This window comes from Mesorhizobium sp. BR1-1-4 (assembly GCF_020165375.1).
Taxonomy (GTDB): Bacteria; Pseudomonadota; Alphaproteobacteria; order Rhizobiales; family Rhizobiaceae; genus Mesorhizobium; species Mesorhizobium australicum.
The window spans coordinates 1-16,701 of sequence record NZ_JAIUIB010000004.1 but is presented as its reverse complement, the minus strand read 5'-3'; the positions used below and the strand labels follow the sequence as shown (position 1 = coordinate 16,701).

General features: G+C 63.3%; 16 protein-coding genes. 12 read left to right on the top strand and 4 right to left on the bottom strand.

Annotation, left to right across the window (positions count from 1 at the left end; translation table 11 throughout):
• The first annotated feature begins 180 nt into the window (after window positions 1-180).
• The 7 genes from LB571_RS09180 to LB571_RS09150 all read left to right on the top strand — a co-directional run bounded on the left by LB571_RS09180 (window position 181) and on the right by LB571_RS09150 (window position 7,393).
• On the top strand, window positions 181-1,671 hold the full coding sequence (locus LB571_RS09180; protein ID WP_015318513.1) for a replicative DNA helicase: 1,491 nt from the start codon (window positions 181-183) through the stop codon (window positions 1,669-1,671).
• A gap of 139 nt (window positions 1,672-1,810) precedes the next feature.
• On the top strand, window positions 1,811-3,214 hold the full coding sequence (radA, locus tag LB571_RS09175) for a DNA repair protein RadA (RefSeq protein ID WP_140617228.1): 1,404 nt from the start codon (window positions 1,811-1,813) through the stop codon (window positions 3,212-3,214).
• 47 nt (window positions 3,215-3,261) lie between these two features.
• Entirely contained in the window at window positions 3,262-3,921 is a 660-nt protein-coding gene (locus LB571_RS09170) for a CvpA family protein (RefSeq protein WP_140717951.1), read from the top strand.
• 104 nt (window positions 3,922-4,025) lie between these two features.
• Entirely contained in the window at window positions 4,026-5,495 is a 1,470-nt protein-coding gene (gene purF, locus LB571_RS09165) for an amidophosphoribosyltransferase (protein ID WP_015318516.1), read from the top strand.
• A gap of 48 nt (window positions 5,496-5,543) precedes the next feature.
• Window positions 5,544-6,284 (top strand): SDR family NAD(P)-dependent oxidoreductase, encoded by a 741-nt coding sequence (locus LB571_RS09160; protein WP_015318517.1) that lies wholly within the window; start codon window positions 5,544-5,546, stop codon window positions 6,282-6,284.
• Between the two features lie 78 nt (window positions 6,285-6,362).
• Window positions 6,363-7,004 (top strand): hypothetical protein, encoded by a 642-nt coding sequence (locus LB571_RS09155; protein ID WP_181173075.1) that lies wholly within the window; start codon window positions 6,363-6,365, stop codon window positions 7,002-7,004.
• Between the two features lie 170 nt (window positions 7,005-7,174).
• Entirely contained in the window at window positions 7,175-7,393 is a 219-nt protein-coding gene (locus tag LB571_RS09150) for a hypothetical protein (RefSeq protein WP_127278756.1), read from the top strand.
• A 50-nt stretch (window positions 7,394-7,443) separates the two neighbouring features.
• Here the strand turns inward: LB571_RS09150 and LB571_RS09145 are convergent, their stop codons facing one another.
• On the bottom strand, window positions 7,444-7,947 hold the full coding sequence (locus LB571_RS09145) for an OsmC family protein (RefSeq protein ID WP_015318520.1): 504 nt from the start codon (window positions 7,945-7,947) through the stop codon (window positions 7,444-7,446).
• A gap of 195 nt (window positions 7,948-8,142) precedes the next feature.
• Here LB571_RS09145 and LB571_RS09140 point away from each other — a divergent pair, with 195 nt between their 5' ends.
• The 3 genes from LB571_RS09140 to LB571_RS09130 all read left to right on the top strand — a co-directional run bounded on the left by LB571_RS09140 (window position 8,143) and on the right by LB571_RS09130 (window position 12,102).
• Window positions 8,143-9,660 carry a S10 family peptidase gene (locus LB571_RS09140; protein ID WP_224593921.1) on the top strand — a complete coding sequence of 506 codons (1,518 nt, stop codon included), beginning with the start codon at window positions 8,143-8,145 and terminating at the stop codon, window positions 9,658-9,660.
• Window positions 9,661-9,822: 162 nt separating this feature from the next.
• Window positions 9,823-10,929, top strand: coding sequence for an agmatine deiminase (gene aguA / locus LB571_RS09135; RefSeq protein WP_224593918.1), 1,107 nt, complete (start codon window positions 9,823-9,825; stop codon window positions 10,927-10,929).
• 69 nt (window positions 10,930-10,998) lie between these two features.
• Window positions 10,999-12,102, top strand: a complete 1,104-nt coding sequence (locus LB571_RS09130) for a polyamine ABC transporter substrate-binding protein (protein ID WP_140726384.1) — start codon at window positions 10,999-11,001, stop codon at window positions 12,100-12,102.
• 13 nt (window positions 12,103-12,115) lie between these two features.
• Here the strand turns inward: LB571_RS09130 and LB571_RS09125 are convergent, their stop codons facing one another.
• The 3 genes from LB571_RS09125 to LB571_RS09115 form a co-directional block, all read right to left on the bottom strand.
• A complete protein-coding gene (locus LB571_RS09125; RefSeq protein WP_224593915.1) occupies window positions 12,116-12,823 on the bottom strand; it encodes a response regulator transcription factor in 708 nt (235 codons plus the stop codon).
• 165 nt (window positions 12,824-12,988) lie between these two features.
• Window positions 12,989-13,822 carry a glutathione S-transferase family protein gene (locus tag LB571_RS09120; protein WP_224593912.1) on the bottom strand — a complete coding sequence of 278 codons (834 nt, stop codon included), beginning with the start codon at window positions 13,820-13,822 and terminating at the stop codon, window positions 12,989-12,991.
• 26 nt (window positions 13,823-13,848) lie between these two features.
• Window positions 13,849-14,430 (bottom strand): VOC family protein, encoded by a 582-nt coding sequence (locus tag LB571_RS09115; RefSeq protein ID WP_015318526.1) that lies wholly within the window; start codon window positions 14,428-14,430, stop codon window positions 13,849-13,851.
• A 338-nt stretch (window positions 14,431-14,768) separates the two neighbouring features.
• On the opposite strand from LB571_RS09115, the gene LB571_RS09110 reads away from it, so the two are divergent.
• Window positions 14,769-15,656: a DMT family transporter gene (locus tag LB571_RS09110; protein WP_224593909.1), complete on the top strand. Its 888-nt coding sequence runs from the start codon at window positions 14,769-14,771 to the stop codon at window positions 15,654-15,656.
• A 60-nt stretch (window positions 15,657-15,716) separates the two neighbouring features.
• Window positions 15,717-16,622 (top strand): DMT family transporter, encoded by a 906-nt coding sequence (locus LB571_RS09105; protein WP_224593906.1) that lies wholly within the window; start codon window positions 15,717-15,719, stop codon window positions 16,620-16,622.
• Window positions 16,623-16,701 lie beyond the last annotated feature (79 nt).

The window sequence follows — 16,701 nt, the reverse complement described above, 5'->3', positions numbered from 1 at the left end:
CCTGCGAGAAACGCTAAGTTGCCAACTCTCGATTCGAGTCAATTGCGATTCTTTCCACGGAAAAATTTTGGCTGTGAATCGCGAGTACCAAAGCCGCTTCTTCACGGGCTGTTGCAGATAAGTCAGCACTGACTTGTCCAGTTCTGATATCGACAGACGGGGATCGAAATCGGGGACATCATGGCAGAGGCAGCACGAAAATTCGGCGTGGCGGAGCAACCGCTCTATCGCGAATCGCCCAACAACATCGAGGCCGAGCAGGCGCTGCTTGGCGCTATACTTGTCAACAACGATGCCTTCTACCGGGTGTCCGACTTCCTGAAGTCCGGCCATTTCTACGAACCCCTGCACCGCAAGATCTTCGATGTCGCGGCCGAGCTGATCCGCATGGGTAAGGCGGCGACGCCGATCACGCTGAAGACCTTCCTGCCGGCCGACGAAAAGGTCGGCGACATGACGGTGGCGCAGTATGTGGTGCGGCTGGCGGTGGAAGCCGTCACCGTCGTCAACGCCACCGACTACGGCCGCGCCATTTATGATCTGGCGACGCGCCGGGCGTTGATCACCGTCGGCGAGGACATGGTCAACATCGCTTATGACGCCCCTGTCGACATGTCGCCTTCCGAACAGATCGAGGACGCGGAGCGCCGCCTGTTCGAGCTGGCCGAGACAGGGCGCTATGACGGCGGCTTCGAGAGCTTCACCGACGCGGTCAAGACCGCGGTCGACATGGCCAACGCCGCCTATATGCGTGACGGCGGTCTGTCGGGCCTCGCCACCGGCATGCGCGATCTCGACCGCCGTATGGGCGGCCTGCAGTCGTCCGATCTGATCATCATCGCCGGCCGTCCAGGCATGGGCAAGACATCACTCGCCACCAACATCGCCTTCAACATTGCCGAGATGTATGAGCCGGCGCAGCAGGCCGATGGCTCGTTCAAGGCGGCCAATGGCGGCGTGGTCGGTTTTTTCTCGCTCGAAATGTCGTCCGAACAGCTCGCAACCCGCATCATTTCCGAACAGACGGAAATTTCGTCCTCCAAGATCCGCCGCGGCGAAATCAGCGAAATGGACTTCGAAAAGCTGGTCGCCTGTTCGCAGACCATGCAGAAGATCCCGCTGTTCATCGACCAGACCGGCGGTATTTCCATTGCCCAGTTGTCTGCCCGCGCGCGTCGTCTGAAGCGCCAGCGCGGCCTGGACCTGATCGTCATCGACTATATTCAGCTGATGCAAGGCTCATCCGCCAAGTCTTCGCAGAACCGCGTGCAGGAAATCACCGAGATCACCACCGGCCTGAAGGCGCTGGCCAAGGAACTGGCCGTTCCGATCATCGCGCTGTCGCAGCTGTCGCGTCAGGTCGAAAGCCGCGACGACAAGCGTCCGCAGCTCTCCGACCTGCGCGAATCCGGTTCGATCGAGCAGGACGCCGACGTCGTCATCTTCGTCTATCGCGAGGAATATTACCTCAAGAACCGCGAGCCGAAGCTCGGCACCGAGGAATACGTCAAGTGGGAAAACGAGATGAACGAGATGCGCGGCAAGGCCGAGGTGATCGTGGCCAAGCAGCGCCATGGGCCGACGGGCTCTGTCACGCTTGCCTTCCACGGCGAATTCACCCGCTTCTCCGATCTCGCGGAAGAGCACCACATCGCGGAAAGGTTTGAGTAGCCTCTTGCCAGCGATCTCACCAATAGCAACGGGTCTCGGCGCCCTACGGCGCCCCCCTCTGTCCTGCCGGACATCTCCCCCGCACGGGGGGAGATTGGCTGTCGCGCGTGGCGCCCGCCAGCGGGCGGGAAGGTAAAGCGTGGTCAAATCCCGCGTCCAGTTCATCTGCCAGAATTGCGGTTCGGTGCATCAGCGCTGGGCCGGCAAATGCGATGCCTGCGGCGAGTGGAACACGCTGGTCGAGGAAGGCACATCTGGCGGCATCGGCTCGGGTCCTGCCAACACGCGCAACGCCCGCAAGGGCCGCGCGGTGGTGCTGACCACACTTTCAGGCGATATCGAGGACGCGCCGCGCATCATCTCAGGTATCGGCGAACTCGACCGCGCCACCGGTGGCGGTTTTGTTCGGGGCTCTGCACTTCTGGTCGGCGGCGATCCCGGTATCGGCAAATCGACGCTGCTCACCCAGGCCGCGGCCGCACTTGCCTCCAAGGGCCATCGCATCGTCTATGTCTCGGGCGAAGAGGCAGTTGCCCAGATCAGGCTGCGTGCGCAGAGGCTCGGCGTCGCATCGGCGCCGGTGGAACTCGCGGCCGAAACCAATGTCGAGGATATCCTCGCCACGATCGCCGACGGCAAGCGGCCCGATCTGGTCATCCTCGATTCGATCCAGACACTGTGGACCGACTTGGCCGATTCGGCGCCAGGCACCGTCACACAAGTGCGCGCCGCGGCGCAGGCGATGATCCGCTACGCGAAATCCACGGGTGCCGCGATCGTGCTGGTCGGCCATGTCACCAAGGAAGGCCAGATCGCCGGTCCGCGCGTGGTCGAGCACATGGTCGACGGCGTGCTCTATTTCGAGGGCGAAGGCGGCCACCACTTCCGTATCCTGCGCACGGTGAAGAACCGCTTCGGACCGACCGACGAGATCGGGGTCTTCGAAATGTCGGACAAAGGTCTGCGCGAGGTCTCCAATCCATCCGAGCTTTTCCTTGGCGAACGGCACGCGAAATCACCGGGAGCAGCGGTTTTCGCCGGCATGGAAGGCACCAGGCCGGTTCTGGTCGAAATCCAGGCGCTGGTCGCGGCCTCCTCGCTCGGCACGCCGCGCCGGGCGGTGGTCGGCTGGGACGGCGCGCGGCTGTCGATGATCTTGGCAGTGCTGGAGGCGCATTGCGGTGTGCGTTTCGGGCAGCATGACGTCTACCTCAACGTCGCCGGCGGCTACCGCATCAGCGAGCCGGCGGCCGATCTCGCGGTCGCAGCCGCACTGGTTTCCTCGCTCACTGGTCTTGCCCTCCCCGCCGATTGCGTCTATTTCGGCGAAATCAGCCTTTCGGGCGCGGTGAGGCCGGTTGCGCATGCGCAGCAGCGTCTCAAGGAAGCCGAAAAACTGGGTTTTGGTAGCGCGGTTCTGCCCTTGGGCAGCGAGGAACTTGCTGGGGGGATTGGGGCCGGCGCTTTCCAGCCCACCGAGCTTGCCGACCTCGTGGCGCGCATAGCCGGCTCACGGCGCAGCCGTGCCGACGATGAAGAATGACGCGGCTCGTCGAGTCGTGAACAAGAGATCGGAGTGGGGCCAAAGACATGCCGATTACGCTGCTTGACGGAATTCTCGTCGGCTTCACCCTGGTCTCGGCGATGCTCGCCATGGTTCGCGGCTTTTCGCGCGAGGTGCTTTCGGTCGTCTCCTGGGCGGCGGCGGCGGCGGCGGCCTTCTTCTTCTACAAACCGGTCCTGCCCTACCTGAAGCCCTATATCGACAATGAGAAGATCGCCATGGCGGCGGCCGCAGGCGTGGTCTTCATCATCGCGCTGATCGTCGTCTCGGTCATCACCATGAAGCTTGCCGACTGGATCATCGATTCGCGCATCGGCGCCCTCGACCGCACGCTCGGCTTCCTTTACGGCGCCGCGCGCGGCGTCCTGGTCGTCGCTGTCGCGCTGCTGTTCTTCAACTGGCTGGCCGGCGCCAAGGCCCCGGCCTGGGTCACGGAAGCCAAGTCGCGGCCGCTGCTTGAACAGATCGGCGCCAAGCTCGAGAGCCTGCTTCCAGAGGACCCGGAAAACGCCATCCTCAAGAAGCTCAATCCGAATCAGCCGGCCACCGAGACGCCCGTCGCGCCCGACGCACCGGCGGCGGATGCACCAGCCGGTGGCGACGACGCCAATGCGCCGGCGCCTGACGACAACGACGCCGGTCCTGCCGACAACACCGCCAAGCCGGCGCCAGCGCCGGCGAACTGAGGTCCGAACGGGGCGTCTGGCGATCGATCCATGTGAACGATCGCATGCAGTGCGTTGCTTTCGACGCGCGACCGCCTTATATGGCGATTTTAGCGGAGCTTAAGATGGCAGACGCAGACGACGTGCTTTCCGCCGAGGCTGACGATCATTTCCATGACGAGTGCGGCGTGTTCGGCATCTTTGGCCGGCAGGACGCGGCGGCCATCGTCACACTCGGCCTGCATGCGCTGCAGCATCGAGGTCAGGAAGCGGCCGGCATCGTCTCCTATGACGGCACCCAGTTCCATGTCGAACGCCATGTCGGCCTGATCGGCGACACCTTCACCAAGCAGCGCGTCATCGACAGCCTGCAAGGCAACCGCGCCATCGGCCACACGCGCTACGCCACCACCGGCGGTGCCGGCATGCGCAACATCCAGCCCTTCTTCGCCGAATTGGCCGATGGCGGCTTTGCCGTCGCCCATAACGGCAACCTCACCAACGCCATGACGGTGCAGCGCGCGCTGCAGAAGCAAGGCGCGATCTTCTCCTCCACCTCCGACACAGAGACGCTTTTGCATCTGGTCGCGACCAGCAAGGAGCGCGACCTCAATTCGCGCTTCATCGACGCGGTGCGCCAGGTCGAGGGCGCCTTCTCGCTGGTGGCGATGACGGCCAAGAAGATGATCGGCTGCCGCGATCCGCTCGGCATCCGCCCGCTGGTGCTGGGCGATCTGGACGGCGCCTGGATCCTGGCCTCCGAAACCTGTGCGCTCGACATCATCGGCGCGCGTTTCGTGCGCGACCTGAAGCCCGGCGAGATGGTCGTCGTCACGTCCAAGGGCATTGAGAGCCTGTTCCCGTTCGAACCGCAGAAGACCCGCTTCTGCATCTTCGAATATGTCTATTTCGCCCGACCCGACTCCTCGGTCGAGGGCCGCAATGTCTATGAGGTGCGCAAGCGCATCGGCGCGGAACTGGCTCAGGAAAATCCGGTCGACGCCGATATCGTCGTACCGGTGCCGGATTCCGGCACGCCGGCGGCAATCGGCTTCAGCCAGGCGGCGGGCATTCCCTTCGAACTCGGCATCATCCGCAACCACTATGTCGGCCGCACCTTCATCCAGCCCGGCGATTCGATCCGCCATATGGGCGTCAAGCTCAAGCACAACGCCAATCGCCGCATGATCGAGGGCAAGCGCGTGGTGCTGGTCGACGACAGCATCGTGCGCGGCACCACCAGCCAGAAGATCGTGCAGATGGTGCGCGACGCCGGCGCCAAGGAAGTGCACATGCGCATCGCCTCGCCGCCGACCAGCGCATCATGCTTCTATGGGGTCGACACGCCGGAGAAGTCGAAGCTGCTGGCTTCGCGCATGTCGGTGGAAGAGATGGCCGAGTTCATCCGGGTCGATTCGCTCGGTTTCCTCAGTATCAACGGTCTCTACCGCGCCGTCGGCGAGGCCAGCCGCGACGACGAGCAGCCGCAGTTCTGCGATGCATGCTTCACCGGCCAGTACCCGACCCGCCTGCTCGACTTCGAAGGCCACGACAATGTGCGCACGCTGTCGCTGCTGGCGACAAGCGGCTCGTAGAATTGCCGGACCGTCATCAGCCTTAGCCAGAGTTCCGGAAGCCATCGCATGACCCTCGACCTTACCGGCCGCGTCGCGGTCGTCACCGGCGCCTCGCGCGGCATCGGCTATTTCATCGCTAGGGAATTGGCTGCGGCCGGCGCGCATGTCATTGCGGTTGCCCGCACCGTCGGCGGGCTGGAAGAACTCGACGACCAGATCAAGGCGGCCGGCGGCCAGGCGACATTGGTGCCGCTCGATCTCGCCGACATGGCCGGTATCGACCGGCTGGGCGGCGCCATCCACGAGCGCTGGGGCAAGCTCGACATCCTCGTCGCCAATGCCGGCGTGCTTGGCGTCATCTCGCCGATCGGCCATGTCGAGGCCAAGACCTTCGAAAAGGTGATGACCATCAACGTCACCTCGACCTGGCGGCTGATCCGCTCGGTCGACCCGCTGCTGCGGCTTTCGGATGCCGGCCGGGCGATTATCCTGTCGTCCAACGCGGCGCATTCGGCGCGCGCCTTCTGGGCGCCTTACGCGGCATCGAAGGCGGCGGTGGAGACCATGATGCGCTCCTGGGCGCATGAGACGCAAAGTCTGCCGCTGCGCGTCAATGCAGCCGACCCCGGCGCCACCCGCACCGCGATGCGCGCACAAGCCGTGCCCGGTGAGGATCCCGAGACATTGCCGCACCCCTCCGAGATCGCCAAACGCATCGTGCCGCTGGCCAGCCCGGATCTCAAAGAGACCGGCCTGATCTTCCAGGCCAAGCACAACCGCTTCGTCGCCTACCGGCAACCGGAATAAAACGCGGGTTCGAAACGGATTAAAACAGCCTTCGGCTACGTTCTTCTGACGTAGGACATTCGAAACCGGAGGACCGACATGCCAAGACTCGCCACCGTTGCCGCCACCGCCCTTGCCGCCGCTCTTGGAGCTACGGTCGGCGTGGCCGTTTCCCAAGATACCAAGATGAGTTTCTTCGTCACCAGCGTCGGCTCCGGCAAGGGGGGCGATCTCGGCGGCCTGAAGGGCGCGGATGCCCATTGCGCGTCGCTGGCGGAAGCCGCCGGCGTCACCGGCAAGACCTGGCACGCATATCTCTCGACCAGCGCGGAGGATGCGCGCGATCGCATCGGCAAGGGTCCCTGGTTCAACGCCAAGGGCGCCAAGATCGCCGATGATGTCGCCTCGCTGCACAGCGACGCCAACGGCATCACCAAGCAGACCGCGCTGAACGAGAAGGGTGAGACGGTCAACGGCCGCGGCGATACGCCCAACCGACACGACATGCTGACCGGCTCCAAGCCCGACGGCACCAGGATCGCCGACCAGACCTGCGGCGACTGGACGATGAGCGGCTCCGAAGGGGCGGCGATGATGGGCCATCACGACCGCACCGGTCTCGACGATTCGGCGGCGGCGAAGTCGTGGAATTCTTCGCATGCCTCGCGTGGCGGCTGCAGCCAGGAGGCGCTGAAAGGCACAGGCGGCGACGGCCTGTTCTATTGCTTTGCGACCGACTGAACCATGGCGGAGGCAACACGCCAGCGAGGAAACCCGACGGATCATCACGCGGCTGTGATTTGAGGGGAGAAGGCCGCTGGGCGGTCATGCTTTCGTCATTTCCGAGGAGTTGTTAGGATCGAGCGAATCCCGCAACGAGAGCCCGAGCTGGGCAGAACAAGGAAAATTCCATGGCTACGACCGCAGCATTGGTCTGGTATCTGGTAATCGCCGGCCCGCAGGGCGGCATGGTCGTGCTGCCCAGCACCTTCGACAAGCGCGAACAGTGCGCCGCCGCCATCACCGAGTATCAGAAGCAGCCGACACCCGCCGGCTGGTCCGTGCAGTGCGTGCCGAGCGCCTCGCCCTTCACCGACGAAGGCGACGCCGAAGAGCCGGCAGCTCAGTAAGCATCAGATATCGCAAGGCCCGCGACCGCTGCCGCGGGCCTTGTGATTCATCACCGCGCGCTCACCGTCAGTTCCGGCTTCTGGTTGATGGTCTGGAACACCACGCAATAGCGCTCGGTCAGCTTCAGCAGCGAATCAATGCGCTCCGGAGGCTCCGCCGTGTCGAGATTGAAATTGAGCCGAATGGCGCGAAAGCCGACCGGCGCATCCTTGGCGACACCAAGCGTGCCGCGAAAATCAAGGTCGCCTTCGGCTTCAACGGTAGCGGCGCCGAGCTTGAATTCGAGCGCCGTCGCGACCGCCTTCAGCGTCACCCCGGCGCACGCCACCAGCGCCTCGAGCAGCATGTCGCCGGAGCACAGTTCGAGCCCCGAGCCGCCTGTTGCCGGATGAAGGCCGGCGATTGCCAACGCCCTGCCCGTCTCCACCTTGCAGGCCACCGACTGTTCGTCGATCGAGCCCTTTGCCCTTAGAGTGATCAGTGCTTGCGTGGCGTCGTCGCGGTAGGCCTGCTTCAGCGGCGCCTGCATGGCCTTCAGCTCGGTTGCGTCCATTTTCGTTCCTCCGACAGGCTTTCTGCCTTGATAGCATGGTCCTGCGAGACGTGTGAGGCAATCCAAACATGACGACCCAAGCTGTCAGGAACTGGTTTCGGCGGAAACAACAGCAGTGGGCGCGCCATCGTCTGATCCCTTTGACTTCATCCGCCTCGGCCATAGCTATGCGGGAGTCTTTTCCGCGGAGGTCTCATGCGTTCCAAGCTGAAACTCGTCTCCCTTGTCCTCTTCATGCTTGCCGGCTTCGCGCAGCCTCTCCTGGCCGAAACGCCGGAGCGGCCGGCACCCGCGGGCGGCGTGCTTTCACTGCTGCCGTCACCTGAGGTCACCGACCATTCCATCACCATTGGCGGACGCAGCCTGCAGTATCAGGCAAAGGCCGGCACGCTTCCGCTGCTCTCCGGCAAGGGCGAGGTCACAGCGGAGATCTTCTATGTTGCCTATACGCTGAAGCCGCGGGAGAGCGTGGCGACGGAAGCACCGCGGCCGATCACCTTCGTGTTCAACGGCGGCCCGGGTGCCGCTTCAGCCTATCTGCATCTCGGCGCGCTCGGACCGCGCATCGTGGCCACCGGAGCCGGCGGGGAATTTCTCCCCTCGCCGCAAAAAATCATCGACAATCCCGACAGTTGGCTCGACATGACCGACCTCGTCTTCGTCGACCCGGTGGGAACCGGCTACAGCCGCGAGGCGCCCGGCCAGGATACGCACGACTTCTGGGGCGTCAGCCAGGATGCCAGTTCGATCGGCGCCTTCATCAGGCTCTATCTCGCCCAAAACAGCCGCATGGGATCTCCGCTGTTCCTCGCTGGTGAGAGCTATGGCGGGTTCCGCGCGGCACTGCTTGCCAGGACGCTGCAGGAAGATATCGGCATCAGCCCGAGCGGCATCGTGCTGATCTCGCCGGCGCTGGAATTCACCCTGGTGCAGCCCGACGAATTCGAGCCGCTGCATTGGGCTCTCGAACTACCCTCCCTCGCCGCGGTTCGCCTGCGCAGTGAAGGTGTCAACGGCGACACTTTGCGGAAAAAGCTCGCCGAGGTCGAGCGTTATGCACTTGGCGAGTACCTCAGTGCGCTCACCAGTGGGCTGGAGCAAGGCGGACGGCTGGCGGGCGACCGCGTGGCCGAGATCACCGGCCTGCCGCTCGACCTCGTTCACCGCAACTTCGCCCGCGTCCCGACCTCGCTCTTCGCAAGGGAGTTTGGCCGTGCCACGGGTAAGGTGCTCAGCCCCTATGACGGCATGATCGCGACGGCGGACATCGCTCCCCAGAGCGCCCGTATCGCTGGCCCCGATCCGGTGCTGGACCGTAGCGTGCCGGCGCTGACCTCGGCCTTTGTCGCTTACGCGCGCGACGAGCTGAACTTTCGCACCGATGTCAGCTACCGCTTGCTGAACGGCGATATCAGCCACAACTGGGACTATGGGACGAGCGCCTCGCGCCAGGGCTATGCCGGCGTGATGGATGACCTGCAACGGGCGCGGTCCTTGAATCCCGCGCTGGGCGTCGTCATCGTCAACGGCTACACCGATCTCGTCACTCCCTATCTGGCGTCGCGTTATCTGGTCAGCCAGATCCCGTCGCTCGCCGGCGCCAGGCCGATCCGCCTCGACGTCGTCGAAGGTGGGCACATGATGTATCTCGAACCGGACGGACGGCGCGCGCTGAAGCAGGCCGCTTCGGAGCTTTACCAGGCAACCCAGTAGACAACGGGACATCGAGTCTCCGGGCAACCAAGGCCCGGCGCCGATGCAGGCCCGGTGGCGGGCGCAGCGATCAAGCTGTCCCAAATGGGACATTGACGGACAAGGCCTCAAAACCGTCTGATCGGGCAAGGTTTCGTCATTCCATTTTCCGGTGGTCCCACAATGTCACATACGCTCTCGACCACACCGAGGCAGGATGGGTTTCGCGCCCCTGGCGAATTCGAACCCAAATCGAGCTGTTGGCTGATCTGGCCAGAACGGCCGGACACCTGGCGTCTGGGCGCCAAGCCCGCGCAGAGGCTGTTCGCCAATGTCGCTACGGCGGTCGCGCAAAGCGAGCCGGTGACGGTGGCGGCATCCAGCCGCCAGTGGCAGAACGCAAGAGCGCGATTGCCCAGCCATGTGCGCGTCGTGGAAATGTCCACCAATGATTCCTGGCTCCGCGACAGTGGCCCCAATTTCGTCGTCAATGATCGAGGCGAAGTGCGCGGCGTCGATTGGATCTTCAACGCTTATGGCGGTTTCGACGGCGGCCTCTACTCGCCTTGGGACCTCGACGACCTCGTGGCGCAAAAGGTCCTCGAGATCGAGAGGATGGACCGTTATCGCGCACCGCTGATCGCCGAGGGCGGCGGGCTGCAATGCGACGGCCAAGGCACGCTCATCACAACCGAGCAGTGCCTGCTCAATCGCAACCGTAATGCCCATCTCGGAAAGGCGAAGGTGGAACAACAGCTTGGCGACTATCTCAGCGTCGACAAAATCATCTGGCTGCCGCGCGGTTTTGCTTTCGACGAGACGGATGGCCATGTCGACGACCTCTGCTGCTTCGTTCGTCCGGGCGTCGTGGCGCTGAGCTGGACCGACGAGCGGGACGATCCGCAATATGAGATCGTACGCGAAGCCGAAGAGGTGCTGCGCTCGGCCCGCGACGCGCGTGGCCGTCGCCTGGAGGTTCATCGGCTGCACCATCCCCTGCCGATCGAGATGACGATGGAAGAAAGCGAGAGCGTGGACCGGGTCGATTCGACCTGGGCACGGCCGACCGGCAACCGGATCGCGGCGAGTTACATCAACTATTATCCGGGCAACAGCGTCGTGGTCGTGCCGGAATTCGGCTGCAATCTCGACGGGAAGGCAAAGCAACAGCTGGCCACGCTGTTTCCCGATCACAAGCTCGTCGGCATCGAGAACTCCCGCGAAATTCTGCTCGGAGGCGGCAATGTCGCCTGTATCACGTTACCCGTTTATGCGCCCCACCGGCGTTGAGCGGCAAGCGTGCCGAAGTGAAATCAGAACGGTGCGCCGCGTCGGCCCGCCAGGCAAAAGGAGATACCCATGCGCGCTCTGCTCTTCCCAATCCTGACCGCCGCGCTTGCCTGCGGCATCAGTTTCGGCGTCGCCCGGGCGGACGATGAGAAGGTGGTCAACGTCTACAACTGGTCCGACTACATCGCCCCGGACACGGCTGAGAAATTCGAGAAGGAGACGGGCATCAAGGTCCGCTACGATGTCTATGACGGCAACGAGGTCCTTGAGACGAAACTGCTCACCGGCGGCTCGGGATATGACGTGGTCTATCCCTCGGCCTTTCCGTTCCTGAAGAACCAGGTGAAGGCAGGCGCTTTCCTGCGGCTCGACAGATCGAAGCTTTCAAACCACTCGAAAATCGATCCGCAAGCCTTGTCGCTGATCGCGGGTGCGGATCCGCAGAACCTGTACGCCGTGCCTTATATGGCCGTCACAGACGGGATCGGCTACAATGTCGCTGCCGTCAAGCAACGGATGCCGGATGCGCCGACAGGTTCCTTCGCCATGGTCTTCGACGTCGACGTCGTCAAGAAATTCTCCGATTGCGGCGTCGCCATGATCGATGCTCCGGCGGAGATCATTCCTATGGCTATGAACTATCTCCACATCGATCCCAGGTCGACCAGTCCGGACGACCTCGCCAAGGTCGAAGAGCTGATGGGCAAGGTGCGTCCCTATATCCGTTACTTCCACTCGTCGAAATACATCAACGACCTGGCGAATGGCGACATCTGTGTCGTGCTGGGCTGGTCGGGCGACATATTGCAGGCCAAGACCCGTGCGGCGGAATCCGCGAAGAAGCTGGAGATTGCATATTCCATTCCAAGGGAAGGCACGCTGATAAACTTCGATACGATGGCCGTGCCGAAGGATGCGCCGCATCCGGAGAATGCCCAAGCCTGGATCGATTTCAACTTGCGGCCCGATATCGCAGCGGCCAATTCCAGTTATGTTTCCTATGCCAATGCGATCCCGGAATCCCTGCCACTGATGGATCAGGCCGTCGCAAAGGATCCCGGCGTTTTCCCATCTGACGATGTAAAGGCCAAGCTGTTCGTGGTCGAAAACAACGACGCAAAGCTGCTGCGGCTGCAAAACCGCATGTGGACACGCGTCGTGACGGGACAGTGAAGCTGGCGAACCATCAGTTGGGCGAGGCCTTCCAGCCTATGGCCAACAGCTCGACCTGGGAGTGCACACCGAGCTTGCGGTAGACCTGCTTGATGTGGTTGCGCACGGTGCCGGGTGAAATTGACAGGTTTCGCGAAATCGTCTTGGCGCTGCCACCCTCGATTAGGAGCCGCGCGATCTGCCTTTCCCGGGCGCTGAGTTGCGACCCCGCGGCTTCGATTGCGGAACCCTTGTCGCGAAGACGGCACAAATGAAGCAGCCTTTGCAGAATGAGCTTTGTCGCGCTGCTCGCCGCGCCGGCCACAGCCAGATCACGCTCGCCAAAACGCGGTGCGCCTTCCCGGCGAAGAAAGGTTACATAGCCGGCGGTCAGTCCGTCGAGGTTGAACACGCCGGTTATTTCATCGAAGCTGCCGGAGGGCCCGTAGAATTCGCGGTAATACGGCGTGCGCTGGAAATCGCCTTGGCTGAGAGCCGACAACGGCAGCAGGAAATCCTGTCTGGTGCTGGCGAACCTCTGGAAGAACGGATCCTGGCGATAGACGCGCGCATCATAGTCGCGGTTCCAGCGATCGGGTCCGGCATCGTCGATGGTCAGGGATGTTATGTCGCGACGATAGAAGCCAACATAGACACGATCCGAGCCAAGCAGCACCCTTGCCGCCGCGCTGAAGCGGGCCGACAAGTCTTCGGGCGTTGCCGCCAGGGCCGCGGCGGCCACGCCACCACTCCAGCGTTCAAGCCGGTCGAGAGAAAAATTCGACTGCATCCGTGCCCAGACTAACGCAAGCCCCGCCAACTTCAAGCTGGCGGGAACCGCGAGGGAGCCGGTAAGATCAGTCCCGCGGCCGCTTCCGCAGCTCATCGCCCCATCGACTGGTTGGACTCACGCCTTGGCCTGCGACCTCACATGGGCGATGTAGCCGCGCACGTCGCCGGCCGGACCAGCATAGGCCTTGCCGAGCTTCTTCTCCATCGCAGCCATGTATTCCTTCGCCCATTTGGGCAGGGCGTAGTCGATGACGGCGAGGAATTCGAGCGTTGCCGCAAGACGGATGTCGGCGATCGACGGGTTCTTGCCGCCGATGAACGGCTTGCCGTCGCGGAAGAAGGAGTGGAAGACCTCGAGAGGCTCGGCAATGGCGGCGACCGCGGCCTTCTGCGCCTCCGATTTCCTATCCGGGTGGGCGTCGCTGTGACCGACTTCGCCGGCATATTGCGGGAAGCCGAGCGCCGGATAAGTGGCGCGCGCGACATAGGGATAAAGCGTGCCGATCAGATAGAACATGGCGCTGTCTATCATCGCCCGCTTGGCTGGCGCCTTGGGGTAGAATTTCTCCAGCCCATGCTTGTTGGAAAGATATTGCATGATGGCGCAGCTCTCCCACAGCACGCCGCGCGGCAGGCCCTTGTCCTCGATCATCGGCGTCAGGTGGGCCGGATTACGCGCCATGTATTCGGGCGAGCGCGTCTGCCCCCACGCATCGGTCTCCGCATGGTCGAGCCCGGCGGCGCGGGCAAAGACGCGAACGGTCATGTTGTTGACGCTCGGCTTCAGCATGCTGATGGTCAGCGCCGATTTCCTTGCCGGTTTCGCCTTGGCCTTGGCCGCCGTCTTGCCGGCGGCCTTTGGCGCCGTCTTGGTCGCAGCTTTTGCTGCCGCTTTTGCCGCTGGTTTGGCGGCCGGTTTCCCTGCGCTTTTCGCCACTGCTTTTGCCACGTGTTCCTCCCTTGCCTGTTCAGCCTTCAGTATGGATTTTTGGGCGCCCGGTCCGCCGACAATGTCGCGCGCGCGCGTTCCACCAGCGCCTGGATCGCATCAGCCAGATGCACCTCGGCGATGTTGTAGTCGCCACGCGTGACGCGAAGCTTATGCGCCTCCATCAGCACATCGGCATGGGTGAAGCCTGCAGGCGGCTCGAAACGATAAGAGGCAAGCTCGATCAGAAGGCCGAGCGGATCCTCGAAATAGATTGAATCCATGAAGCCGCGATCCTTGACGCCACTGTGTTTGATGGCGCGCTCGTCGAGCCGGGCGACCGCCTGCAGGAAAGTGACGCGGGACACCGAAAAGGCGATGTGATGCACGCAGCCCGGGTCGGTCGGGGTGCGGCGCTGCACGGCCGTGCGGGTCTCGTCGGTGAAGATGGTGATCAGCCGGCCGTCGCCCGGATCGAAATAAAGATGGCTTTCGCTCGGCTTGTCGAGATTGGGCTGCTCGAAGATGAAAGGCATGCCCAGCACCCCTTCCCAGAAATCGATCGAGGTCTGGCGACCGGCACCGACCAGCGTGATGTGATGGACGCCTTGCGACTGCAGTTTCTGCATCGGCCTTCTCCCCGCAATATCCGCTCTGGCAGAAGCGGCCCGTCACGCCGCGCCCGCACAAGCTACATCTGGCATGAGCTGAGCGCCAATTCGATGTCCGTCCCTCGGCGTTCTGCGCGCCTGCCTTCGTCTCCGGCTTTATAAGATGATGCTAAACCAATCGACCCTGCCGCGCCAGAAGCCGCATCCGGGACAAGCTTGCATTTCGCGCCATTGCCGCCTGCCCCAAAAGCAAGCGCGGTGCTGGAGCAGCGCCGTGCGGGATTTCGCCCGTATAGCTGGCAGGTGCGGAGCCGACAGGGGCTGGGGCCGCCTTCACTCAAGCAGGCGCACGCCTTATGGCCGATATCGCCATTCTCGATACACGCGAAAGGGTCTTCGCCGGAATCCTGCTGACGGGCGCCGCCTATTTGCTGTTTTCGACGCAGGACGCCTCGATCAAACTGCTGGTCACCACCATGACCGTCTGGCAGATCATGTTCTTCCGCAGCATCACCATTCTTGGCGCCTGCGCGGTGATCGGCGGGCGGCCGCTGTTCGCCGACACGGTGCGCTCGCAGATCGTGCGGCCGATGCTGGTGCGCAGCGCCTTCACGCTCGCCGCCTGGCTCTGTTACTACAACGCCGCCCGCAGCCTGCAACTCGCCGAACTGACCACCGTCTATTACGCGGCTCCGATCATCGTCACCGTGCTATCGGTGGTCCTGCTTGGCGAAAAGGTGCCCGTTCTGCGCTGGCTGGCGGTTCTGATCGGCTTTGCCGGCGTCTTTGTCGCCTGCGATCCCACCCGTCTTGGCCTGTCCGTGCCCGTGTTGCTGCTACTGACGGCGGCCTGCCTTTGGGGCATCGCCATCGTGCTTCTGCGCAAGACGGCGCTTGCCGAGCGCTCGACGATCCAGCTCCTCCTCAACAATTTCTATTTCCTGGTTTTTTCGGCGGTGCCGGCGCTGTCGTGGTGGCATACGCCGGACCCGGCACAATTGCTGCTTCTTGCCAGCGTCGGTGCGCTCGGCGGCCTGGCGCAATACCTTCTCTTCGAAGGCATGAAGCGCACGCCGGCATCGATCCTGGCGCCGCTCGAGTACACCTCGCTGTTGTGGGCGTTCGCGCTCGGCTTCGCGATCTGGGGCGACGTGCCGCGCCGCGAAGTGTTCCTGGGTGCCGCCCTTATCGTCACCGCCGGCCTGCTGATCGTCGGCGGCGAACATTTCCGCAAGCGGCTTTGACGTGGATGGTCATTACTCCCGACACGACGATGTCAGGACGAGGCAAGGTAGGCTGCCGGCATGACTGAGATCACGGCCACCGCGGAAACCGCCGAACGCACGCTGGGTATCCTGCTGGTATCATCCTCGGCGGCTGTATTCGGGCTGACCGGCGTTCTGACCAAGTCGATCCATGCCGATCCGCTGACGATCACCTGCTGGCGCGGCTTTGTCGGCGCGATCCTGATCAGCCTCTACGTATTGTGGCGCCGCCGCCGTGCCGGCAACCGTGAACCGCTGCGGCTTGGCTGGCGCGGCTGGCTGCTAGCCGTCGAAGGCGCACTGGCCAGCATCGCCTTCATTTCCGCTTTCAAGTTCACTTTCGTCGCCAATGTCGCGGTCATCTACGCGACGTCGCCCTTCATTGCCGCCGTACTGGCCTGGATGCTGGTGCGCGAACCTTTCCGGCTGCAGACGATGGTGGCGGCGGCGGTGTCGCTGTGCGGGGTCGCCATCATGGTGTGGTCGGGTTTTGCCACCGGCAATTTGTTCGGCGACGGGCTGGCGCTGCTGATGACGGCCGGCAGCGCGCTGTACATGATCATGGTTCGCGCGTTCCGTGACACGCCCGTGGTGTGGGCCGGCGCGGTTTCGGCCTTCCTGCTGTTCATACTCGGATGGTTCGTCACGGATCCCCTGGCGGTCTCATCAAGGGACGCTATCCTGCTTGCCACCTTCGGCGCGTCCTTCGCACTGGCTTCCATTCTGTGGACGGAAGGCTCGCGGCTGATCCCGGCGCCTGAATCGGGCCTGCTCGGTTCGGCGGAAGTGCCGTTCGCGATCCTGTTTGCATTTCTGTTCCTGGCCGAAATCCCGCCGCTGGCCAGCATGGTCGGCGGTGCCATCGTGCTCGGCGCCGTCTTTGCCCATGCCGGCCGTGACTGGCTGAAGGCACGCTCCCGGCAAGCGTCTTCAAATATTTCGTAAAAAATTTTCCAAGTCACGGAACCATCACCGTGCCCGGACATTGTTAGTGCGACGGGCCACCCCCCAAGTCCCCCCAAAC